We start from the raw sequence: 19,127 nt of genomic DNA, 5'->3' as shown, positions 1-19,127 counted from the left end.
CCTGAGCGGTGCGGCACTCATTTGTATCTTCCGCCAGACGGAATATTCCGTAGCGAAACAAACCGATAGGATCGCCCCATGCGCCGTTCGAAAATCGTCTGTACTCTCGGCCCCGCGGTCGACTCCCACGAGATGCTCGTCGCCATGATCGAGGCGGGCATGAATGTGGCCCGGTTCAACTTCAGCCACGGCTCCCACGCCGAGCACCAGGCGCGGTACGACCGCGTCCGGGCCGCGTCCAAGGAGACCGGCCGGCCCATCGGCGTCCTCGCCGACCTGCAGGGCCCGAAGATCCGCCTGGAGACCTTCGCCGAGGGTCCGGTCGAGCTCGAACGCGGTGACGAGTTCGTCATCACGACCGAGGACGTGCCGGGCGACAAGCACATCTGCGGTACGACGTACAAGGGGCTGACGGGCGACGTCGCGCGCGGCGACCAGATCCTGATCAACGACGGCAACGTCGAGCTGAAGGTCCTGGACGTCGAGGGTTCCCGGGTGAAGACGATCGTCATCGAGGGCGGTGTCGTCTCCGACCACAAGGGCATCAATCTGCCCGGCACGGCCGTCAACGTGCCCGCGCTGAGCGAGAAGGACGTCGAGGACCTGCGCTTCGCCCTCCGCATGGGCTGCGACATGGTCGCGCTGTCCTTCGTACGGGACGCCAAGGACATCCACGACGTGCACCGCGTCATGGACGAGGAGGGCCGCCGGGTCCCGGTCATCGCCAAGGTGGAAAAGCCGCAGGCGGTGGAGAACATGGAGGACGTCGTCGCGGCGTTCGACGCCGTGATGGTGGCCCGCGGTGACCTCGCCGTCGAGTATCCGCTCGAAAAGGTCCCCATGGTGCAGAAGCGCCTGATCGAGCTGTGCCGGCGCAACGCCAAGCCGGTGATCGTGGCGACCCAGATGATGGAGTCGATGATCACCAACTCCCGTCCGACCCGCGCCGAGGCCTCCGACGTGGCCAACGCGATCCTGGACGGCGCCGACGCGGTCATGCTGAGCGCCGAGTCGTCGGTGGGCGCCTACCCGGTCGAGACGGTCAAGACCATGTCGAAGATCGTCACCGCGGCCGAGCAGGAGCTGCTCTCCAAGGGCCTGCAGCCGCTGGTGCCGGGCAAGAAGCCGCGCACCCAGGGCGGCTCGGTGGCCCGCGCTGCCTGCGAGATCGCCGACTTCCTCGGCGGCCGCGGCCTGATCGCCTTCACCCAGTCCGGTGACACCGCGCGCCGTCTGTCCCGCTACCGCGCGACCCAGCCGATCATCGCGTTCACCACGGACGAGGCCACCCGCAACCAGCTCACCCTGAGCTGGGGCGTGGAGTCGCACATCGTGCCGTTCGTGAACACCACCGACGAGATGGTCGACCTGGTGGACCAGGAGATCGCCCGGCTGGGCCGCTTCGACGCGGGTGACACGGTCATCATCACCGCCGGCTCGCCCCCCGGCGTCCCCGGCACCACCAACATGCTCCGCGTCCACCACCTGGGCACGCAGACCAACTGACAAGCCCGCCAAGGGCCTTGTACGGCACTGAGGGCGCCCCCTGGGAACAGGGGGCGCCCTCAGCCGTGTGCGGCTCCCGAACGGGCTTGCAGGACCGGTCAGTCGGTCGTGTACACGTGCATGCCGGGCACGTGCAGGTTGCCGCCGAACTGGGCGGCCTGGACCACCTTGACGTGGGTGAAGTAGATCAGCGGGATGTTCAGCGGGGGCGGGCTGTCGGGGCTGAACGTGATCGGGATCAGACCGAGCAGGTTGCCCGAGATCTTCTCCGTGTACATCACGGTGTCGCCGCCCCGGATGGTGGACATCGAGCCCTTGGCCGCCTGCACGTGGTAGGTCTTGCCGGACTGCTTGTCCTTCACCGTCTGGTGCAGGTCGCCGATGTCCGTGCCGCCGGAGATGACGTACTTCAGCACCTTCTTGGTGGTGCCGGACGCCGTCTTCACCTCGACGACGCCCTGGTAGTCGGCGCCCTTGAGCAGAAGCGAGCTGGCGTCCAGGTACCAGGGGTCGTCGGCCACCGGCAGCTTGTTGTCGACGCCGCTGACGTCGTCCGTGGCCTTGGGACAGTTCTCCGCCGAGGCGGAGTCGCTCGCGGACGGGCTCGGCGTGGCCGAACCTGCCGCGTCCTTGACCGTCTTGGTGGCGTCCCCAGCCGTCTTGGAGACCGTGTCGGTGGTCTTCTTCACCGTGTCCCCGACCGTCTTGGTGGCCTTGGAGACGGTGTCCTTGACGGTGTCGGTGACCTTGGAACCGGACGACGACACGTCCGGCTTGGCCGAATCCGAAGACGCACTCGCCGACGGGGTAGCGGACGGCGTCGGGCTCGCGGACGAGCTGCCGGAGTCCTTGCCACCGGTGAGGATGCCGCCGAGCGTGTCGCCGATGGTGTCCAGCAGGCCGCCGCTGCTCTTGGAGGCCGACGGGGTGGGCGTGGCCGTGTCAGCGCCGGAGGACGACGAGCCGGAGCCCGAGTCCGAGCCGGAGGAGCCCGAGGAGCCGGACGTCGCGGTCGGCTTGGGCGCGGCCTTGTCGCCGGAACCTGCATCCGGCGAAGAGGACGTGCCCGAGTCGCCGGACTTGGTGCCCTTCGAGTCCTTGGTGTCGGCGCTCGCCGAGGGCGACGGGGTGGCCTTGTCACCGGACGCGCTCTCCGAGGCGGAGGGCGAGGGCGACGACGAGGCGTCCTTGGAGGTGCCCAGCGCCTTGACACAGTCCTTGTACTCGTCGGCCGTCAGGCTCTTGGACGTGGTCGACGGGGACGGGCCGCTGCCGGCCGCGAGGGCCAGCGAGGACGTGAAGCCCATGCCCATCAGCACCGCCGTCGGCATCGCCACGGAGGCGATCGCCTTCCCGGCCGGCATGTGGAACCTGGTGAACAGCGGCTTCCTGGGTGCCGCGTGGCGGGGCCCGGTTCTCGCGCGGGACCCGTCCACGTCGGTCCCGTGGGTCACCTCGTCAGCCGGCACTGTGCCTCCCGTTCGCCCCGTTGGCCGGGCTCGTTCCTGACAGGTCGTTCTCCCCAGGCGCGGTGAAGCCCTGGTAGGGGACATCGCCCAGCCCGTCCGTGCGCTGCTCGGGCAGCGGCGCGGCCTGCGGGGCGCCGCCCTCCCCGGGGGCTGCCTCGGCCGGCGGCTCCGGCTGCGGCGGGCCGCCCGGCGCCCAGGCGATGGCCATCGCCCCGCCGATCAGCGAGCACAGGAAGCCGACGATGAAGCCGCCGATGTTGGACAGCGGGATGGACACCAGCGCCAGCAGAATCGCCGCGACACCCGCGAAGACCCGGATGTGCCGCTGGAACCAGAGGGTGATGCCGAGGACGATCAGCAGCGCACCGATGATCAGGGAACTGGAGCCGCCGGGCGTCCCCATCGCCATCGTGAGGTGGCCAAGCTGCAGGTGTGCGTACGGGAAGTACAGGATGAGAAAGCCGCCGAGCACGACGAACAGTCCGGCCCAGAACGGACGGTTGCCCCGCCAGGCGCGGAACTGCAGCCTCCGGCGGGTGAACTGGCCGGGTGCGGCGGCAGGGGTCTCGGCGCTCATGGAAACAGCTCCCTGGTGCGGCGTTGCTGTGGTGGTGATGTGTGACGCGTGTGGATACGCGGCCGTTGGAGGGACGGGCGGGGGTGCCGTCGGCTCCCCCGCCCGTCACCGAGCGCCTAGTAGCACTCGATTCCCTTGCCGTCGCCCTTGTGCAGCGACATGTGGAGACCGCTGAGCTTGAACGTGCCGGCGGTGGTCGCCCACGCCGTCTGGTGCACGTGGGTCAGGTCGGCCGACTCGGCCTGCTGGGCGAAGCCGAACGGGTTGGCGGCCTCGCCACCGCCCTTCATGCCCGGGCCCTTGCCACCCTTGGCCTTGGCGGTGTCACCGGCGGCCACACCGATGTCGATGTTGTTGAACGTCGCGTCGGCGTTCAGGTCATCGACGTCGATGTAGAGGTTGTGGGCCTGAACCGCGTCGTGGCCCTTGCCGCCGGCCTCCAGACGGAGGGTGACCGAACCGAAGAACGGCACATCCGGGGTGACCACGGACTGGCACATGTTCGTGATCGAGGCGTCTTGGAACGACGAGACAGCGACGGGGTGGGCCGTCTTCTTCCCGTCGAGCGTGTAGCCGCTGTCGATCGCGCCGTACTGGGCGAAGCCCTCGCCGTGCAGGGTGTCAGCCGTCACCTTGAACTGCTGACCGGACACGCTGAACGAGGCGGCCAGAGCGCCCTGCGCGAGGGCGACACCTATACACGCCGTGGCGGCAACGCTGGGCACCATGACCACAGCGAACCGCTTCCATCTGGTCCCGCCACGCACCTGGGACTCCATATTTCCTCCTTCTCGGACGTACATCTCCTGGCCCGGAATCGCCGCAGTCGGCGGCTCAGCCGGGCAGGGATGGGAGAAGTGCTACGTCCTCGGGAAGGAGAGCGCCCGTACTCGGAGGCGCGAACCGCGCACCGATCACCGGCGATCACCCCCGAGCGACAACCACTGGTCGCGCCTGACACGCATCACGCACAACCCTGCTGGACAGGCTTCGCCGGCCGGCGAAGACCCCCCTGCCCTAGACCCGGCGCCACTGCCGCCGGCTCTGCTCGGTGGGGACCCAGATTCTCCGGTGACCCGACCGGATGCCGGGGTAACGGAAATGGACCGAGCGTCGCCGATCGTGGTGCATTCTCGCGCCGGACACAAGGGGGTTCGTTACTGGCTAGTAACGGCCGGATAACCGGAGGACGACCGGCCGGTCTCGGAGTGCGACGCTGGGTGGCATCCCGGGGCAGAGCAAAGCCGTTGATCCCTGGACGAATCCAGACAGATCAACGGCCTCGACTTACTCGGAGTAACAGATGGCGCGATTACCAAGATTTGGTAAAGCGCAGCCGTCCCGACGTCTCGTCGGCGAATCTTTCACCCCGGCATCACAAGCCGTGGCGTTTAGCGACTGGTCAGAACAGGGCGCGCGCCAGCGCCCTGCGCGCGCCCACCACGCGCGCGTCCTCGGGCCCCACGACCTCGAACAGCTCCAGCAGCCGACGCCGTACCGTGTCCCGGTCGTCACCGAACGTGCGCTGTACGGTCTCGATCAGCCGGCCGAAGGCGTCCTCGACGTGCCCGCCCACCAGGTCCAGGTCGGCGGCGGCGATCTGCGCGTCGACGTCCGTCGGCTTCTCGGCGGCCTCCTGACGGACCTTCTGCGGATCGAAGCCCTGCACCCGCTGCAGCAACTCGGCCTGCGCAAGGCCCAGTTTGGCCTCGGGGTGGGCCGGGTCGTCGGCCAGCACGTTCTTGTAGGCCCGGACGGCACCGGCCAGGTCACCGGCGTCCAGGGCCTCGGCGGCGGCGTTCAGCGAGGCGTCGTACGGACCGGCCTGCTCGACGGCCGCACCGCCACCCGGCTGCGCGTCCGGGTCGACGCTCAGGCCGGTGATGCCGAACCGCTGCTCGGCGACCTGCACCAGCTGGTCCAGGGTCTGCCGGATCTGCTGCTCGTCGGCCGCCCCCTGGAACAGCGGCAGCGCCTGTCCGGCCACAACGGCGAACACGGCCGGGATGCCCTGCACCCCGAACTGCTGCATCAGCATCTGGTTGGCGTCGACGTCGATCTTGGCGAGGAGGAAGCGCCCGTTGTACTCGACGGCGAGCCGCCCCAGGACCGGGCTCAGCTGCTTGCAGGGCTGACACCAGTCGGCCCAGAAGTCGATGACGACGGGCACCTCGGCGGAGCGCTGGAGGACATCCCTCTCGAAGCCCGCCTCATCGACGTCGATGACCAGCTCGGCCGGGGAGACGGCCCCCGTGCCGCCCTGCCGGGCGGCCTCGGCGCGCGTCTGCTCGGCCTTGGCCTTGGCCTCCTGGGCCGCCTTCACCGCGGCGAGGTCGACGACGCCGCTCATGGACATGTTCCGTGGCTGCATGCGTCTATCCTCCCCCGTTACCGCGTCGGAATGAAAAAGCAGGGTGCGCGGGCGCCGGGTCCCCACCCCACGCCGCACGATCGCGGCTCGTGTACGTCCCTCACGAGCTTTCGCTACGAGTCGTAGCGTAATGCCAGGGAGGGGCCGCGCGACACCACCCCCCGGTGATCTCCCTCACGACCGCACAGTTCCCGCCGGTTATGGTCAAGGGATGCAGAGCCGCACTCCCGCCAGCCGTACCGGCCGTCCGCGCAGCGCCGCCGCGGACACCGCGATCCTGGCCGCGACCAGGGAGGCGCTGGTGGAACTGGGCTGGTCCAAGCTCACCCTGGGAGACGTGGCGACGCGCGCCGGCGTCGCGAAGACGACGCTGTACCGCCGCTGGGCCGGCAAGCCGGAGCTGGTGTGCGACGCCGTGGCAGAGCTGTTCGACGAACTGGAACTTCCCGACCGCGGCAGCCTCGCGGCCGACATCGAGGGCGTGGTCCTGCAGTTCGCGGCCATCCTGGCCCGCCCGGAGGCGAAGAGCGGCCTGATGGCGGTGGTCGCCGAGTCCACCCGCGACGACGCTCTGCGCGAACGCATCCGCGCCTCCGTCGTGGAGCGGCAGAAGCGGCTGGTTCTGGAGGGCCGGGCGCGGGCCCAGTCCCGCGGCGAACTGCCGCCGGAACCGGATCCGGCGGAGGCCGCCCGCACGGTGGACCTGATCTTCGACATGGTGGCGGGTGCGGTGGTGCACCGCACCCTGGTGAGCGGCAAGCCGGCGGACGAGGAGTGGGTGCGCAGCTTCACGCGGGTCCTGCTGCAGGGGCTGACCTCGTCCGCCTGAGCCTGCTCAGAACCCCGCCGGCTCCGTGTACACCCCCCACTCGTCCCGCAGCACTCCGCAGATCTCACCGAGCGTCGCCTCGGCCCGCACGGCATCCAGCATCGGCCCGATCATGTTGGCCCCGGACCGGGCCGCATCCAGCATCGCGGCCAGCGCGGAACGCACCGCGCCCTCGTCGCGCGCCGCCTTCCGCTCGCAGAGCACCCGCACCTGCTCCCGCTCCACCTCATGGCTGACCCGCAGGATCTCCAGGTCCCCGGTGACGGACCCGGTGTGCGCATTGACGCCGACGACCCTCTTGTCCCCCTTCTCCAGCGCCTGCTGGTACCGGAAGGCGGACTCGGCGATCTCGCCGGTGAACCAGCCGTCCTCGATCCCGCGCAGGATCCCGGAGGTGATCGGCCCGATCGGGTGCCGCCCGTCCGGGTGCGCCCGAAGCCCCCGCTCCTTGATCTGCTCGAAGATCTTCTCCGCGTCGGCCTCGATCCGGTCCGTCAGCTGCTCGACGTACCAGGCACCGCCCAGCGGGTCGGCCACGTTGGCGACCCCGGTCTCCTCCATCAGCACCTGCTGCGTGCGCAGCGCGATCTCCGCCGCCTGCTCGGAGGGCAGGGCGAGCGTCTCGTCGAGCGCGTTGGTGTGCAGCGAGTTGGTCCCGCCGAGCACGGCGGCCAGCGCCTCCACGGCCGTACGGACCACGTTGTTGTACGGCTGCTGCGCGGTCAGTGAGACCCCGGCGGTCTGTGTGTGGAACCGCAGCCACTGTGCCTTGTCGCTCTTCGCGCCGTACACGTCCCGCATCCAGCGCGCCCAGATGCGGCGCGCGGCACGGAACTTGGCGATCTCCTCGAAGAAATCCACGTGCGCGTCGAAGAAGAAGGACAGCCCGGGCGCGAACACCTCCACGTCGAGCCCGCGGCTGAGCCCCAGCTCCACGTACCCGAAGCCGTCGGCCAGCGTGTACGCCAGCTCCTGCGCGGCCGTCGCGCCCGCCTCGCGGATGTGGTAGCCGGAGACGGACAGCGGCTTGTAGGCGGGGATGCCGGCGGCGCAGTACTCCATCAGGTCGCCGATGAGGCGCAGATGGGGCTCGGGCTGGAAGAGCCACTCCTTCTGCGCGATGTACTCCTTGAAGATGTCCGTCTGGAGGGTCCCGTTGAGCACCCCCGGATCGACGCCCTGCCGCTCGGCGGCGACCAGGTACATGCAGAAGACGGGCACGGCCGGACCGCTGATGGTCATGGACGTCGTCACATCACCCAGCGGGATGTCCTTGAACAGGACCTCCATGTCGGCGGCCGAGTCGATGGCGACGCCGCAGTGCCCGACCTCGCCGCGGGAACGGGGGTCGTCGGAGTCGCAGCCCATCAGCGTCGGCATGTCGAAGGCCACGGACAGGCCCCCGCCGCCGGCGGCGAGGATCATCTTGTACCGCTCGTTGGTCTGCTCGGCGTTGCCGAACCCGGCGAACTGCCGGATCGTCCAGGTACGGCCGCGGTAGCCGGTCGGATGGAGGCCACGCGTGAAGGGGTACTCCCCGGGCCAGCCGATCCGCTCGAATCCCTCGTACGTGTCGCCCGGTCGGGGCCCGTACACCGGCTCCACGGGATCACCGGAGAGCGTGGTGAAGTCAGCGTCGCGCTTGCGCGCGGCGTCGTAGCGGGCCTGCCAGCGGCGGCGGCCCTCCTCGATGGCGTGAGCGTCCATACCCTCGAATTTACTTGGACGTCCTAGTAAATGTCGATGGCTGACCGCCGCACGGTGCTCGTACGGCGGTGGAGCCTCAGGCCTCGGCGACGGCCGGGGCCTGGTCGGCGGCCCTGGCCTCCAGCTCGCGGCTGATGTTCCGCTCGACGATGAAGGCGGCGGTGGGGATGGTCCCCGCGAGCAGCACCCACAGCTGCTTGCCGACGGGCCACTTCGCCTTCGAGCCCAGGTCGAAGGCGAAGATCAGGTAGATCACGTACAGCCAGCCGTGGGCGATGGCCACGACCCGGGTGAAGTCCGCGGCGCCGTCGATGTGGAGCCCGTACTTCGCGATCATGCTCAGGCACAGCAGCACCAGCAGGACACCGGTCGTGTAGGCCATGACGCGGTAGCGGGTCAGCACGCTCTTTTTCATGGAGTCGAGCGTAACCACCCGTTCCGGGAGATCTTGCCCGGGGTCAGTCCTCGTCGAAGTCGTGTGCCGCGACCCGCAGCGGACGGAGCATCGCGAAGATCTCCGCGCACTCCTCCGCGTCGTACACGCCGAGCCCGAACTCCATGGCCATGAGGTCGCGGGTGGCCGCGTCGACCACCTCACGCCCCTTGTCGGTGATCACCGCGAGGGTGCCGCGCCCGTCGCTGGGATTGGGCCGTTTGGCCACCAGCCCGGACTTCACCAGCCGGTCGACGGTGTTCGTGACCGAGGTCGGATGCACCATCAGTCGCTCGCCGATCTTGGACATGGGCAGCTCACCGGCCTTGGAGAAGGTGAGCAGCACCAGCGCCTCGTACCGCGCGAACGTCAGTCCGTACGGCTTGACCACCGCGTCCACCTCGGCGAGCAGGATCTGCTGGGCCCGCATGATCGAGGTGATCGCGGCCATGGACGGCACGTTTCCCCAGCGCCGCTTCCAGAGCTCGTCGGCACGGGCGATGGGGTCGAAGGGAAGGCTGAGAGGCTTCGGCACGTCATCAGACCCTACCGGCCGGTCATATGCCGGGCAGCCCCGTCTCGGCTTTCGGTCGCCCGGGCCGCGACGGCCAGGCCGCAGCAGCACAGGACGCCCGCCACACCGGCCCCCGCCACGGCCGTACGCACCCCCGCCAGCTGCGCCGCCACCCCGGCCAGCGCCATGCCGACGCCCTGCACGGTCATCAGCCCGGCGCTCAGCACGGTCATGGCCCGCCCGCGCAGCTCCTGCGGCACGGCCCGGACGAACCACTGGTCCAGGCCCAGGGTGTACGCCGAGCCGGCCCCGGACAGCAGCAGGAGCAGCAGCGAGGCGGTGAGCCCGGGGCGCAGGGCGAAGCCGGGGTACGGCAGCAGGGTCAGACACAGCAGGGGAAGGGCGACCCGTTCGCGGGCCACGGGTCCGAGCCTGGCCCCGGCGAACAGTTCGCCGGCCACCGTGCCGACGGGCAGGGCGCACATCAGCAGCCCGAGGCCCGCGGAACCGCTGCCCAGCTCGTCCGCGTACGGCGCCGCCAGTGCCTCGGGGACGACCGAGAACGCCGCCGGCATCCAGAACAGGAGCAGCAGGACGCGCACCCGGCGGTCGGCGAACAGCCGGCGCGGACCCGGCGGGGTGTCCGTGCTCCGGTGCGTACGGGCGGGGCGGTGCCGGGTGCCGCAGCGCAGCAGCACGGCGGAGGCGAGGAACGTGCCGACCGTGATCAGCAGGGCGTGGCGCGGGCTGACGGCGGTGAGCAGCAGACCGCCGAGGCCGTAGCCGACGAGCAGGGCGCTCTGGGCGACGATCCGCAGCAGGGAGCGGCCGAGCACGAACAGGTCGCCGTCGCCGAGGACGTCGGCCAGCGTGGCCATGCGGGTGCCGGAGAACACCGGCGAGACGACGGCCATCGCGCAGCGCAGCGCGAGGAGCAGGCCCATACCGGCGCCCGGGGCGGTCATCAGGGCCACACAGCCGGCGCACACCAGGTCGCAGACGACGAGCACACGCCGGGCCGGGAGGCGGTCGGCGACGGGGGCGAGAAGGGCGCCGCCCACGGCGTACGGCAGGAAGCCCAGCGCGAAGGTGAGCGCGCTGAGCAGGGGCGAGCGGGTGAGGTCGTAGACGAGGACGGACAGCGCGATCTCGCTGACGATCACGCCGAGCATGGACAGCACATGGGCGGCGAAGACGGCCCGGAACTCGGGCACGGCGAAGACACGGCCGTAGCCGGCGGACGCCGGGGTGGCCTGCGGTGGTGCGGACATGCCGGCAGCGTGCCGGGAGACGGACCGGCAGTCGTAGAGTTTCGGCTCCAGCCGAATCTTCCCCCGGAGGTGGCCCGTGCCCTCCCGTCTGCACTTCGGCGACGACGACTTCCTGCGCTGCCGGTTCGCGATCTCGCCGCTGTGGGAGACGCAGGAGGCGGTGCGCACCCTCAGCCGGCCCGACCGGCATGCCTATCAGGCGCCCTGGCTGCGCCGGATCAGGGAGGCGGCGGCCGGACTCGACCTGGCTCCGCTGTGGCTGCTGATGCCCCGGCGCGGCCACTCACCGGACTGGCTCGGCGCACCGCCGATCGGACCGGCAGCCACCTTCGAGGAGGAGATCGCGGCCGTCCGGGCGTCCGACCCGGAGGCGGCCCGCGAGGACACCGCCCAGTCGCTGGCCTGCACCCCGGGCGCGCTCCGGTCGCGCCGGGGCCGGGCCTGGCTCGCGGACCCGGCACGGATGGTCCAGGAGCTGGCGGACGCCATGGAGGAGGCGTGGCGGGCCCTGATCGCACCGGACTGGCCCCGGCTGCGGGCGCTGCTGGAGGCGGACGTGGCCTTCCACTCGCGGCGGCTGGCCGAGGTGGGGCTCGGCACGCTGCTGCCGGAACTGGACGGCCGGCTGTCCTGGGACGGCCGTACGCTGACGCTCGCGCTGCACACCGAGTACACCCGCGACCTCGCCGGCCAGGGCCTGGTGCTGATGCCGAGCGTGTTCTCGTGGCCCGACGTGATCACCGGTTTCGAGCCCCCGTGGCAGCCCACGCTGGTCTACCCGGCCCGCGGTATCGCCGGCCTGTGGACCGAGCCGGGCGCCGGCACCCCGGATGCGCTGGTACGGCTGCTGGGCCGCAACAGGGCGGCGGTCCTGTCCGCCCTGGACGAACCGGCGACCACCTCGGCCCTGGCCCACCGGCTGCGACTGCCCCCGTCGTCGGTGTCGTCCCACCTGACGGTGCTGCGCGACGCGGGCCTGCTGACGGCACGCCGCTACGGCCACCAGGTGCTGTACGAACGTACGCCGCTGGGCATGGCGCTCACCGCACCAGTGGCCACGCCCGCGACGCCTACGCCAGATGCCGCTCGACCGTCTCCACCTTGGAGGTGAGGCCGTCGGTCACCCCGGGGCGGATGTCGGCCTTGAGGACGAGGGAGACGCGCGGTGCCCGCTCCTCCACCGCGGCGACCGCCCGCCTGACGACGTCCATGACCTCGTCCCACTCCCCCTCGACGGAGGTGAACATCGCGTCGGTGCGGTTGGGCAGGCCCGACTCGCGGACCACGCGGACGGCTTCGGCGACGTACTCCCCCACGTCCTCGCCGACGCCGAGGGGCGTCACGGAGAAGGCGACGATCATGCGTTCACGATTCCTTCCTTGCGGGCACGGGCGGCGATGACGGCGTCCTCGGCCTCGCGGCGCAGCGCGCGCTCGATGATGAAGCCGCCGCCGGGAATGACCGAGTACGCGAAGTAGAGGGCGGCCTTGCCCTTGGCCCACTTGGTCCGGTTCCAGGCGTCCGCCCAGAAGACCACGTAGAGAACGAACAGCACGCCGTGGATCGGCCCCAGCACCGGCGCCACGTCGAAGCCGCTGTCGACCGTGTACTTGATGACGGTGCAGGCCGCGAGGATGATCCAGGAAATGCCCTCCGGCACGGAGATCAGTCGGAGGCGGCGGATGGCGGAGGCTGTCTTGAGGTCCACGGGTCACCTTCGGTGGGAGAGTCGCTGACGGCGCGATCGCTTCGTGATCCGCCTTGTGAACGGAAGCACAAACGTCCCGCCATTGTGGCAAACGATGCCCGTAGGGGTGTGCTCAGGGTCGGTGTCCACCTACAGGCCCTGTTCCGTCCACCCGTGGCGCCGCTACTTTCACTGCGTGGCGACGTTCCGACTGCAAGGAAGCAAGGTGCTCGCCGTCGAGATGACCGGGGACGCCGTGAAGGCGAAGAACGGCTCGATGGTCGCGTACGACGGGCAGATGAGCTTCAAGAAGCTGACCGGTGGCGGGGAAGGGCTGCGGGGCATGGTGACGCGGCGGCTCACCGGCGAGCAGATGACGGTGATGGAGGTGAAGGGTCACGGCACCTGCTTCTTCGCGGACCGGGCCTCGGAGATCAACCTGGTGAGCCTCCAGGGGGACAGGCTCCACGTGGAGTCGAGCAACCTGCTCGTGACCGACGCGGGGCTGCGCACGGGCACGACGTTCACCGGACTGCGCGGCGCCTCGCAGGGCAACGGACTGTTCACGACGACCGTCGAGGGGCACGGACAGGCCGCGATCATGTCCGACGGGCCGGCGGTGGTGCTCCGGGTCGCCCCGCAGTACCCGCTGATCGTCGACCCGGGCGCCTATATCGCCCATCAGGGCAGCGTCCGGCAGTCCTTCCAGTCCGGGGTGACGTTCCGCACGTTCTTCGGGGAGGGCGGCGGCGAGGCCTTCCAGATCCGCTTCGAGGGCGACGGACTGGTGTACGTGCAGCCGAGCGAGCGGAACACGATCGCGGGGGACCTGTAGCCATGGCGTTCCGGGAGATCAACTCCAAGATGGTCGAGGCGACCGTGCTGCCGGGGCAGCGGCTGTTCAGTCAGCGCGGCGCGATGCTCGCGTACCAGGGGGACGTGTCCTTCACGCCGAACCTCCAGGGCGGCCAGGGCGGGCTGATGTCGATGGTCGGGCGCCGGGTGACGGGCGAGGCGACCCCGCTGATGACGGTGGAGGGCAGCGGCACCGTCTTCTTCGGGCACGGCGGCCACCACGTCCATGTCATCCACCTCACCGGCGACACCCTCTACGTGGAGGCCGACCGCCTGCTCGCGTTCGAGGGCACGCTGCGGCAGGGGACGATGTTCATGGGCTCACAGGGCGGGGTGATGGGCCTGGTCCGGGGCCAGGTCACCGGACAGGGTCTGTTCACCACCACCCTGCAGGGCCAGGGCTCGGTCGCCGTGATGGCGCACGGCGGCGTCTTCGAGATCCCGGTCACCCCCCAGCGCCCGGTCCACGTCGACCCGCAGGCCTACGTCGCCCACCACGGCGAGGTCCGCAACAAGCTGTCCACCGCGCTCGGCTGGCGCGAGCTGGTGGGCCGCGGCTCCGGCGAGGCCTTCCAGCTGGAGCTGAGCGGCAACGGCACGGTCTACGTCCAGGCCTCGGAGGAAAAGCTGTGAACACCTACGGAACTCCGGGCGCCGGGCCGGTGGTGTACGACCCGATGACGCTGCCCGCCGACGACAACGTGAACGCGTACACGTTCTGCGTCGAGCTCAAGAGCGGCCAGTGGTTCCTGCAGAAGGGGAAGATGATCGCCTACTACGGGGCGATCGAGTTCAACGGCATCGGGCACGGGCGACTCGACCGACTTGTCCGTACCTCGTTCCATTCGCCACTGCACGCGAGCGACTGGGTCGTGGCGGCGGGCTCCGGCAAGATGCTGCTGGCCGACCGGGCCTTCGACGTCAACTCCTACGACCTGGACGACGGGAACTTGACCATTCGCGCGGGCAACCTGCTCGCTTTTCAGCCAAGTCTCGCACTCAAACAATCGATCGTGCCGGGTTTTCTGACCCTTATCGGAACCGGAAAGTTTGTGGCCGCATCTAACGGGCCGGTGGTGTTCATGGAACCTCCGATCCGGGTCGACCCGCAGGCGCTCGTCGGGTGGGCCGACTGCCCGTCTCCGTGCCATCACTACGACCACGGGTATCTGATGGGCCTACTGGGCGGTCTACGTGCAATGACGGGCCTCGGCGGGGTGTCCGGGGAGGAGCACCAGTTCGAGTTCGCGGGCGCCGGGACGGTCCTGCTGCAGTCGACGGAGACCCTCATGGGCGAGGCGGCGACGGGGGTCGTTCCGTCCGAACCAGGGGTGCCCGGAGGTGGCGGAGGGGCACCGGACGGACACGGTCCGCAACCCTCGGGCGCACCGCGCCTTCCCGGACAGCTGGGGGACCTCCAGCGTCGCTTCGGGCTGTGAGCGGTAGTCTGCGGAGTGTGACGTCGAACGCGTGCGCACTGTCACACCACCCGAAGTAGTTCGTCATTCAACTTCTTAGGTAGACTTCATTCATGGAGACCGAGACGGCCACGCGCTGGCTGACCGATGCGGAGCAGTGCGCTTGGCGCACCCACCTGGAGGTCAACAGGCTGTTGACGTACCAGCTGGAGAAGGATCTGCAGCCGTTCGGCCTGACGATGAACGACTACGAGATCCTCGTCAATTTGTCCGAGTCGGACGACGTACGGATGCGGATGAGTGATCTCGCCTCCGCGACCCTGCAGTCCAAGAGCCGGCTCTCGCACCAGATCACGCGGATGGAGAACGCGAACCTCGTGCGCCGCGAGAACTGCGAGTCCGACCGGCGGGGGCTGTACGCCGTGCTGACCGAGCACGGCATGGAGACGATGAAGAAGGTGGCACCGCACCATGTGGCGTCCGTACGGCGGCACTTCATCGATCTGCTGTCACCGGAGGCGCTGATAGAGCTGGACAAGGCACTCAAGCCGATCGCGGAGCATCTGCGCGGTCAGCGCGGACGTCCGTAACCGCGGACGTCCGGCATCTGCGAGCCGGCGGCGGCCGGAGCTCCGAAACCGCTCCGCCCGCCGGCACCTCCTGGCTGATGGGGCCCGTCACAGCAGGGATGCGGAGTGTTCCGTGTCCCTCGTGCGAGCCCCGCCCCGGGCCACGGCCGGCGCGGTCAGGAGCATCACCGCGCCGGTCACCGCGAAGCACGGCCCCGGCGGCACCCCGCCGACCAGCACCCCGCCGACCGCGGCACCCGCCGTACCCCCCGCGTTGAGGGCCGTGTTGACCCAGGCACCGGCCCGGACCCGGGCCTCGGGCGGCGCGGTCTCGTCGGCGATGAGGTACGCGGTGGTGATCAGCGGGGACACGAAGAGCCCAGCGGCCGCCACCGCCAGGGCGAGTGTGCCCACCCCGTGCACCAGCCCGGCGGCGCACAGCACCAGCCCCAGTCCGGCCGCCTGCAGGGGCAGCCGTGCCCCTGCGGTGGCCCGCCACGAGACGGCACCGTTGAGCAGCCCGCCGACGGCGCTTCCGGCGGACAGGGCGGCGAGCACCCAGCCGGCGCTGCCCCCGCTGCCGTGCTCCTCCGCGAAGGCGACCACCAGCAGCTCGACCACGCCCAGCGCGAGACCGACCCCGGCGGCGGCGACCACCGGCCGCCCCAGCCCGCGCAGCACCCGCCGCCCGGCCGGACGCCGGTCCCGCTCGCGCCCGCCCGGCGGCACCGCACGCACCGCGGGAGACGACACGAACCCCGCCGTGCCCGCCGCCATCAGCACCGCCCCGGCGAGGACACCGGCCGCCGGCGGAGCGAACCCGACGAGCAGCCCGACCAGCAACGGCCCCGACACGAACAGCAGTTCCTCGGCGACGGCGTCGAGGCTGTAGGCGCGCTGCAGCAGCGCCCGGTCCGGGGCGAGCCGCCCCCACACGGCCCGCATGGTGGGCCCGAGCGGCGGAGTACAGGCCCCGGCGGCGGCCGTCACAGCCCCGACGGCGAGCGGCGGGACGGCGCCCGGACGCCAGACGGTCGCCGTCAGCAGCCCGAGCAGCGCGATGTAGGCCCCGGCCATCGGGGCGAGGACACGCCGCGGCCCGTGGCGGTCTATGAGCGCCGCCCGGGCGGGCGACAGAAAGACGCTGGTGGCGGAGAACAGCGCCATGACGGTGCCCGCCGTCGCATACGACCCGGAGGCCCGGGTCACGGCGAGCATCAGGGACAACGGGACGACGCCGTACGACAGCCTGGCGAGCAGGGCGGCGACGAAGGTGCGGCGCGCGTGCGGGATGCGCAGGACGGCGGCATAGGAAGGCGAAGGGTGCGTGGACACGCTGGAGTTCCTCTGCGGGAGGCGGAAGAGGGGACGCCGAAGGACGCGGTGGCCGTGTGGCCGGCCCCGCGGTCCGATGCGTGCTCTACGCCATGAAGAGGAACATGCCCGTCAGCCTAGGCCCTGTCGTCACATTCCCGTCGTCCGCCCGTAGGGCGGGCCCGGCGGCGTCTGGTGCGTGCGATCGCAAGGCGCCGGAGCGCCCTCGTGGCGGAGCCACGTGGGCGGTTCGGCAACGCGGCTGGGGGTCCCCCCTCTGGGGGAGTGCGTGCCAGGCGCCGCCGGGCAGGCGGGAATGTGACGACAGGGCCTAGCAACATGATCGCCACATCGGCGACCCTCAGCCCTCTGTGAGGCCCGCGACCAGCTCGTCCGCCGCGCGGTACGGGTCCAGTCCGCCCGCGACGATGCGCTCCGCGAGGGCGCTGAGGCGGCGGTCGCCGTGCAGGTCGCCGATGCGTTCGCGCAGCGCGGTGACGGCGATGGTCTCCACCTCGCGGGCCGCCCGCGCCCTGCGGCGCTCGGCGAGCACGCCGCGCTCCTCCATCCAGGCGCGGTGCTTCTCCAGGGCTTCGACGACCTCGTCGACGCCCTCGGCCCGCGCCGCGACCGTCTTCACGATCGGCGGGCGCCAGTCGCCGGGGCCACGGGACTCGCCGAGGCCCAGCATGTGGTTCAGCTCGCGGGCGGTGGCGTCGGCGCCGTCCCGGTCCGCCTTGTTGACGACGTACACGTCGCCGATCTCCAGGATGCCCGCCTTGGCCGCCTGGATGCCGTCGCCCATGCCGGGGGCCAGCAGCACCACGCTCGTGTCCGCCTGGGAGGCGATCTCGACCTCCGACTGGCCGACGCCCACCGTCTCGACCAGGATCACGTCGCAGCCGGCCGCGTCGAGGACGCGGATCGCCTGGGGGGCCGCCCAGGCGAGGCCGCCCAGGTGGCCCCGGGTGGCCATGGAGCGGATGTAGACGCCGGGGTCGGAGGCGTGCTCCGACATGCGGACGCGGTCGCCGAGCAGGGCGCCGCCCGAGAACGGCGAGGACGGGTCGACGGCCAGGACGCCGACCCGTCTGCCCTGCTTGCGGTAGGCCGTGACGAGGGCGGAGGTGGAGGTGGACTTGCCCACGCCGGGTGAGCCCGTCAGGCCCACCACATACGCGTTGCCGGTCAGCGGGGCCAGCGCCGCCATGACCTCCCTGAGCTGCGGGGACGCCCCCTCCACGAGGGAGATCAGCCGGGCCACGGCCCGCGGCCGGCCTTCCCTGGCCAGGGCCACCAGAGAGGAGACGTCCTGCATCACACAGCTCCGTTCGGTTCAGCGACGTACCGTCGGCTACGTAGGGGGAACTCAGGCCTTCGGTACCCGCACGATGAGCGCGTCACCCTGGCCGCCGCCACCGCACAGCGCGGCCGCGCCGACCCCGCCGCCGCGGCGCTTGAGCTCGAGCGCCAAGTGGAGCACGAGCCGGGCGCCGGACATGCCGATCGGGTGACCCAGGGCGATCGCACCACCGTTCACGTTCACCTTTTCGGTGGACACGCCGAGGTCCTTCATTGACTGCACGGCGACGGCGGCGAAGGCCTCGTTGATCTCGATGAGGTCGAGGTCGGAGACCTCCAGGCCGTCCTTCTTCAGGGCGTGCCGGATGGCGTTGGACGGCTGGGACTGGAGGCTGTTGTCCGGGCCGGCCACGTTGCCGTGCGCACCGATCTCGGCGAGCCACTCCAGGCCCAGCTCCTCGGCCTTGGCCTTGCTCATCACGACCACGGCCGCCGCACCGTCCGAGATCTGCGAGGCGGAACCGGCGGTGATCGTGCCCTCGCGGGAGAAGGCCGGGCGCAGCTTGCCCAGGGACTCCACGGTGGTGTCGCCGCGGATGCCCTCGTCCTTGCTGAACAGCACCGGGTCGCCCTTGCGCTGCGGGATCTCCACCGGGGTGATCTCGGCCTCGAACAGGCCGTTCTTCTGCGCGGCGGCGGCCCGCTGGTGGGACAGGGCGGCGATCTCGTCCTGCTCGGGGCGGGCGATGCCGAGGCGGGTGTTGTGCTTCTCGGTGGACTCGCCCATGGGGATGTTCTCCCACGGGTCGGTCAGGCCGTCGTAGGCCATCGCGTCGAGCATCTGGACCGCGCCGTACTTGAAGCCCTCGCGGGACTTCGGCAGCAGGTGCGGGGCATTGGTCATCGACTCCTGGCCGCCGGCCACGACGATGTCGAACTCGCCGGCGCGGATCAGCTGGTCGGCGAGCGCGATGGCGTCGAGACCGGAGAGACACACCTTGTTGATGGTGAGCGCCGGGACGTTCATCGGGATGCCGGCCTTCACGGCCGCCTGACGGGCCGGGATCTGGCCGGCGCCGGCCTGCAGCACCTGGCCCATGATCACGTACTGCACCTGGTCGCCGCCGATCCCCGCACGGTCGAGGGCGGCCTTGATCGCGAAGCCGCCCAGGTCGGCCCCGGAGAAGGACTTGAGGGAGCCCAGGAGTCGTCCCATGGGCGTGCGCGCGCCGGCGACGATCACCGAGCTGGTCGTTCCAGAAGGCATGAGCTGCGATCCCCTTACCGGCCTGCACAGCCGAGGAG

20 protein-coding genes are annotated in these 19,127 nt (G+C 70.6%); 7 read left to right on the top strand and 13 right to left on the bottom strand.

The window, feature by feature from the left end; all coding sequences use genetic code 11:
* Positions 1–78 precede the first annotated feature (78 nt).
* Positions 79–1,506: a pyruvate kinase gene (gene pyk / locus ABZ624_RS31525; protein WP_360096535.1), complete on the top strand. Its 1,428-nt coding sequence runs from the start codon at positions 79–81 to the stop codon at positions 1,504–1,506.
* Between the two features lie 98 nt (positions 1,507–1,604).
* On the opposite strand, the gene ABZ624_RS31520 is transcribed toward pyk, so the two are convergent.
* From ABZ624_RS31520 to ABZ624_RS31505, 4 genes are all read right to left on the bottom strand, one after another.
* Entirely contained in the window at positions 1,605–2,975 is a 1,371-nt protein-coding gene (locus ABZ624_RS31520; protein ID WP_360096532.1) for a hypothetical protein, read from the bottom strand.
* Positions 2,965–3,552 (bottom strand): DUF6114 domain-containing protein, encoded by a 588-nt coding sequence (locus ABZ624_RS31515; RefSeq protein ID WP_360096529.1) that lies wholly within the window; start codon positions 3,550–3,552, stop codon positions 2,965–2,967. Before ABZ624_RS31515 ends, ABZ624_RS31520 begins: the two co-directional genes overlap by 11 nt.
* Positions 3,553–3,668: 116 nt before the next feature.
* On the bottom strand, positions 3,669–4,331 hold the full coding sequence (locus ABZ624_RS31510; protein ID WP_360096526.1) for a DUF6230 family protein: 663 nt from the start codon (positions 4,329–4,331) through the stop codon (positions 3,669–3,671).
* A gap of 623 nt (positions 4,332–4,954) precedes the next feature.
* A complete protein-coding gene (locus ABZ624_RS31505) occupies positions 4,955–5,923 on the bottom strand; it encodes a tetratricopeptide repeat protein (protein ID WP_360096523.1) in 969 nt (322 codons plus the stop codon).
* Between the two features lie 211 nt (positions 5,924–6,134).
* On the opposite strand from ABZ624_RS31505, the gene ABZ624_RS31500 reads away from it, so the two are divergent.
* On the top strand, positions 6,135–6,752 hold the full coding sequence (locus ABZ624_RS31500) for a TetR/AcrR family transcriptional regulator (protein WP_360096520.1): 618 nt from the start codon (positions 6,135–6,137) through the stop codon (positions 6,750–6,752).
* Positions 6,753–6,758: 6 nt separating this feature from the next.
* On the opposite strand, the gene ABZ624_RS31495 is transcribed toward ABZ624_RS31500, so the two are convergent.
* From ABZ624_RS31495 to ABZ624_RS31480, 4 genes are all read right to left on the bottom strand, one after another.
* Positions 6,759–8,459: a methylmalonyl-CoA mutase family protein gene (locus ABZ624_RS31495; RefSeq protein WP_360096517.1), complete on the bottom strand. Its 1,701-nt coding sequence runs from the start codon at positions 8,457–8,459 to the stop codon at positions 6,759–6,761.
* Between the two features lie 76 nt (positions 8,460–8,535).
* Entirely contained in the window at positions 8,536–8,874 is a 339-nt protein-coding gene (locus ABZ624_RS31490) for a DUF3817 domain-containing protein (RefSeq protein ID WP_360096514.1), read from the bottom strand.
* A gap of 43 nt (positions 8,875–8,917) precedes the next feature.
* Positions 8,918–9,427, bottom strand: coding sequence for a MarR family transcriptional regulator (locus ABZ624_RS31485; RefSeq protein ID WP_360096511.1), 510 nt, complete (start codon positions 9,425–9,427; stop codon positions 8,918–8,920).
* Positions 9,428–9,438: 11 nt separating this feature from the next.
* Positions 9,439–10,677, bottom strand: a complete 1,239-nt coding sequence (locus tag ABZ624_RS31480) for an MFS transporter (RefSeq protein WP_360096508.1) — start codon at positions 10,675–10,677, stop codon at positions 9,439–9,441.
* Positions 10,678–10,753: 76 nt separating this feature from the next.
* On the opposite strand from ABZ624_RS31480, the gene ABZ624_RS31475 reads away from it, so the two are divergent.
* The gene (locus tag ABZ624_RS31475) at positions 10,754–11,788 is read left to right on the top strand and encodes a DUF5937 family protein (protein WP_360096505.1); all 1,035 of its coding nucleotides are present in this window, start codon (positions 10,754–10,756) and stop codon (positions 11,786–11,788) included.
* Here the strand turns inward: ABZ624_RS31475 and ABZ624_RS31470 are convergent.
* Both ABZ624_RS31470 and ABZ624_RS31465 read right to left on the bottom strand, forming a co-directional pair.
* On the bottom strand, positions 11,748–12,038 hold the full coding sequence (locus ABZ624_RS31470) for an MTH1187 family thiamine-binding protein (RefSeq protein ID WP_360096502.1): 291 nt from the start codon (positions 12,036–12,038) through the stop codon (positions 11,748–11,750). The genes ABZ624_RS31475 and ABZ624_RS31470 overlap by 41 nt on opposite strands.
* Positions 12,035–12,385: a DUF3817 domain-containing protein gene (locus ABZ624_RS31465; protein ID WP_360096499.1), complete on the bottom strand. Its 351-nt coding sequence runs from the start codon at positions 12,383–12,385 to the stop codon at positions 12,035–12,037. Before ABZ624_RS31465 ends, ABZ624_RS31470 begins: the two co-directional genes overlap by 4 nt.
* 175 nt (positions 12,386–12,560) lie before the next feature.
* Between ABZ624_RS31465 and ABZ624_RS31460 the strand changes: the two genes are divergently transcribed.
* The 4 genes from ABZ624_RS31460 to ABZ624_RS31445 all read left to right on the top strand — a co-directional run bounded on the left by ABZ624_RS31460 (position 12,561) and on the right by ABZ624_RS31445 (position 15,227).
* Positions 12,561–13,199: an AIM24 family protein gene (locus ABZ624_RS31460; RefSeq protein WP_360096496.1), complete on the top strand. Its 639-nt coding sequence runs from the start codon at positions 12,561–12,563 to the stop codon at positions 13,197–13,199.
* A 2-nt stretch (positions 13,200–13,201) separates the two neighbouring features.
* The gene (locus ABZ624_RS31455; protein WP_360096493.1) at positions 13,202–13,852 is read left to right on the top strand and encodes an AIM24 family protein; all 651 of its coding nucleotides are present in this window, start codon (positions 13,202–13,204) and stop codon (positions 13,850–13,852) included.
* Complete coding sequence (locus tag ABZ624_RS31450) at positions 13,849–14,658, top strand: AIM24 family protein (RefSeq protein ID WP_360096490.1); 810 nt, start codon at positions 13,849–13,851, stop codon at positions 14,656–14,658. Before ABZ624_RS31455 ends, ABZ624_RS31450 begins: the two co-directional genes overlap by 4 nt.
* A 92-nt stretch (positions 14,659–14,750) precedes the next feature.
* Positions 14,751–15,227: a MarR family transcriptional regulator gene (locus ABZ624_RS31445; RefSeq protein WP_031171854.1), complete on the top strand. Its 477-nt coding sequence runs from the start codon at positions 14,751–14,753 to the stop codon at positions 15,225–15,227.
* A gap of 87 nt (positions 15,228–15,314) precedes the next feature.
* On the opposite strand, the gene ABZ624_RS31440 is transcribed toward ABZ624_RS31445, so the two are convergent.
* From ABZ624_RS31440 to ABZ624_RS31430, 3 genes are all read right to left on the bottom strand, one after another.
* The gene (locus tag ABZ624_RS31440) at positions 15,315–16,541 is read right to left on the bottom strand and encodes an MFS transporter (RefSeq protein WP_360096487.1); all 1,227 of its coding nucleotides are present in this window, start codon (positions 16,539–16,541) and stop codon (positions 15,315–15,317) included.
* Positions 16,542–16,881: 340 nt separating this feature from the next.
* Positions 16,882–17,838 carry a methylmalonyl Co-A mutase-associated GTPase MeaB gene (gene meaB / locus ABZ624_RS31435; protein ID WP_360096484.1) on the bottom strand — a complete coding sequence of 319 codons (957 nt, stop codon included), beginning with the start codon at positions 17,836–17,838 and terminating at the stop codon, positions 16,882–16,884.
* A 51-nt stretch (positions 17,839–17,889) separates the two neighbouring features.
* Positions 17,890–19,089: an acetyl-CoA C-acetyltransferase gene (locus tag ABZ624_RS31430; protein ID WP_360096481.1), complete on the bottom strand. Its 1,200-nt coding sequence runs from the start codon at positions 19,087–19,089 to the stop codon at positions 17,890–17,892.
* Positions 19,090–19,127 lie beyond the last annotated feature (38 nt).

This window comes from Streptomyces sp. NPDC007205 (genome assembly GCF_040634095.1).
Classification (GTDB): Bacteria; Actinomycetota; Actinomycetes; order Streptomycetales; family Streptomycetaceae; genus Streptomyces.
Note: the sequence above shows the minus strand (reverse complement) of the source record. Positions and strands in the feature narration are given on the sequence as shown.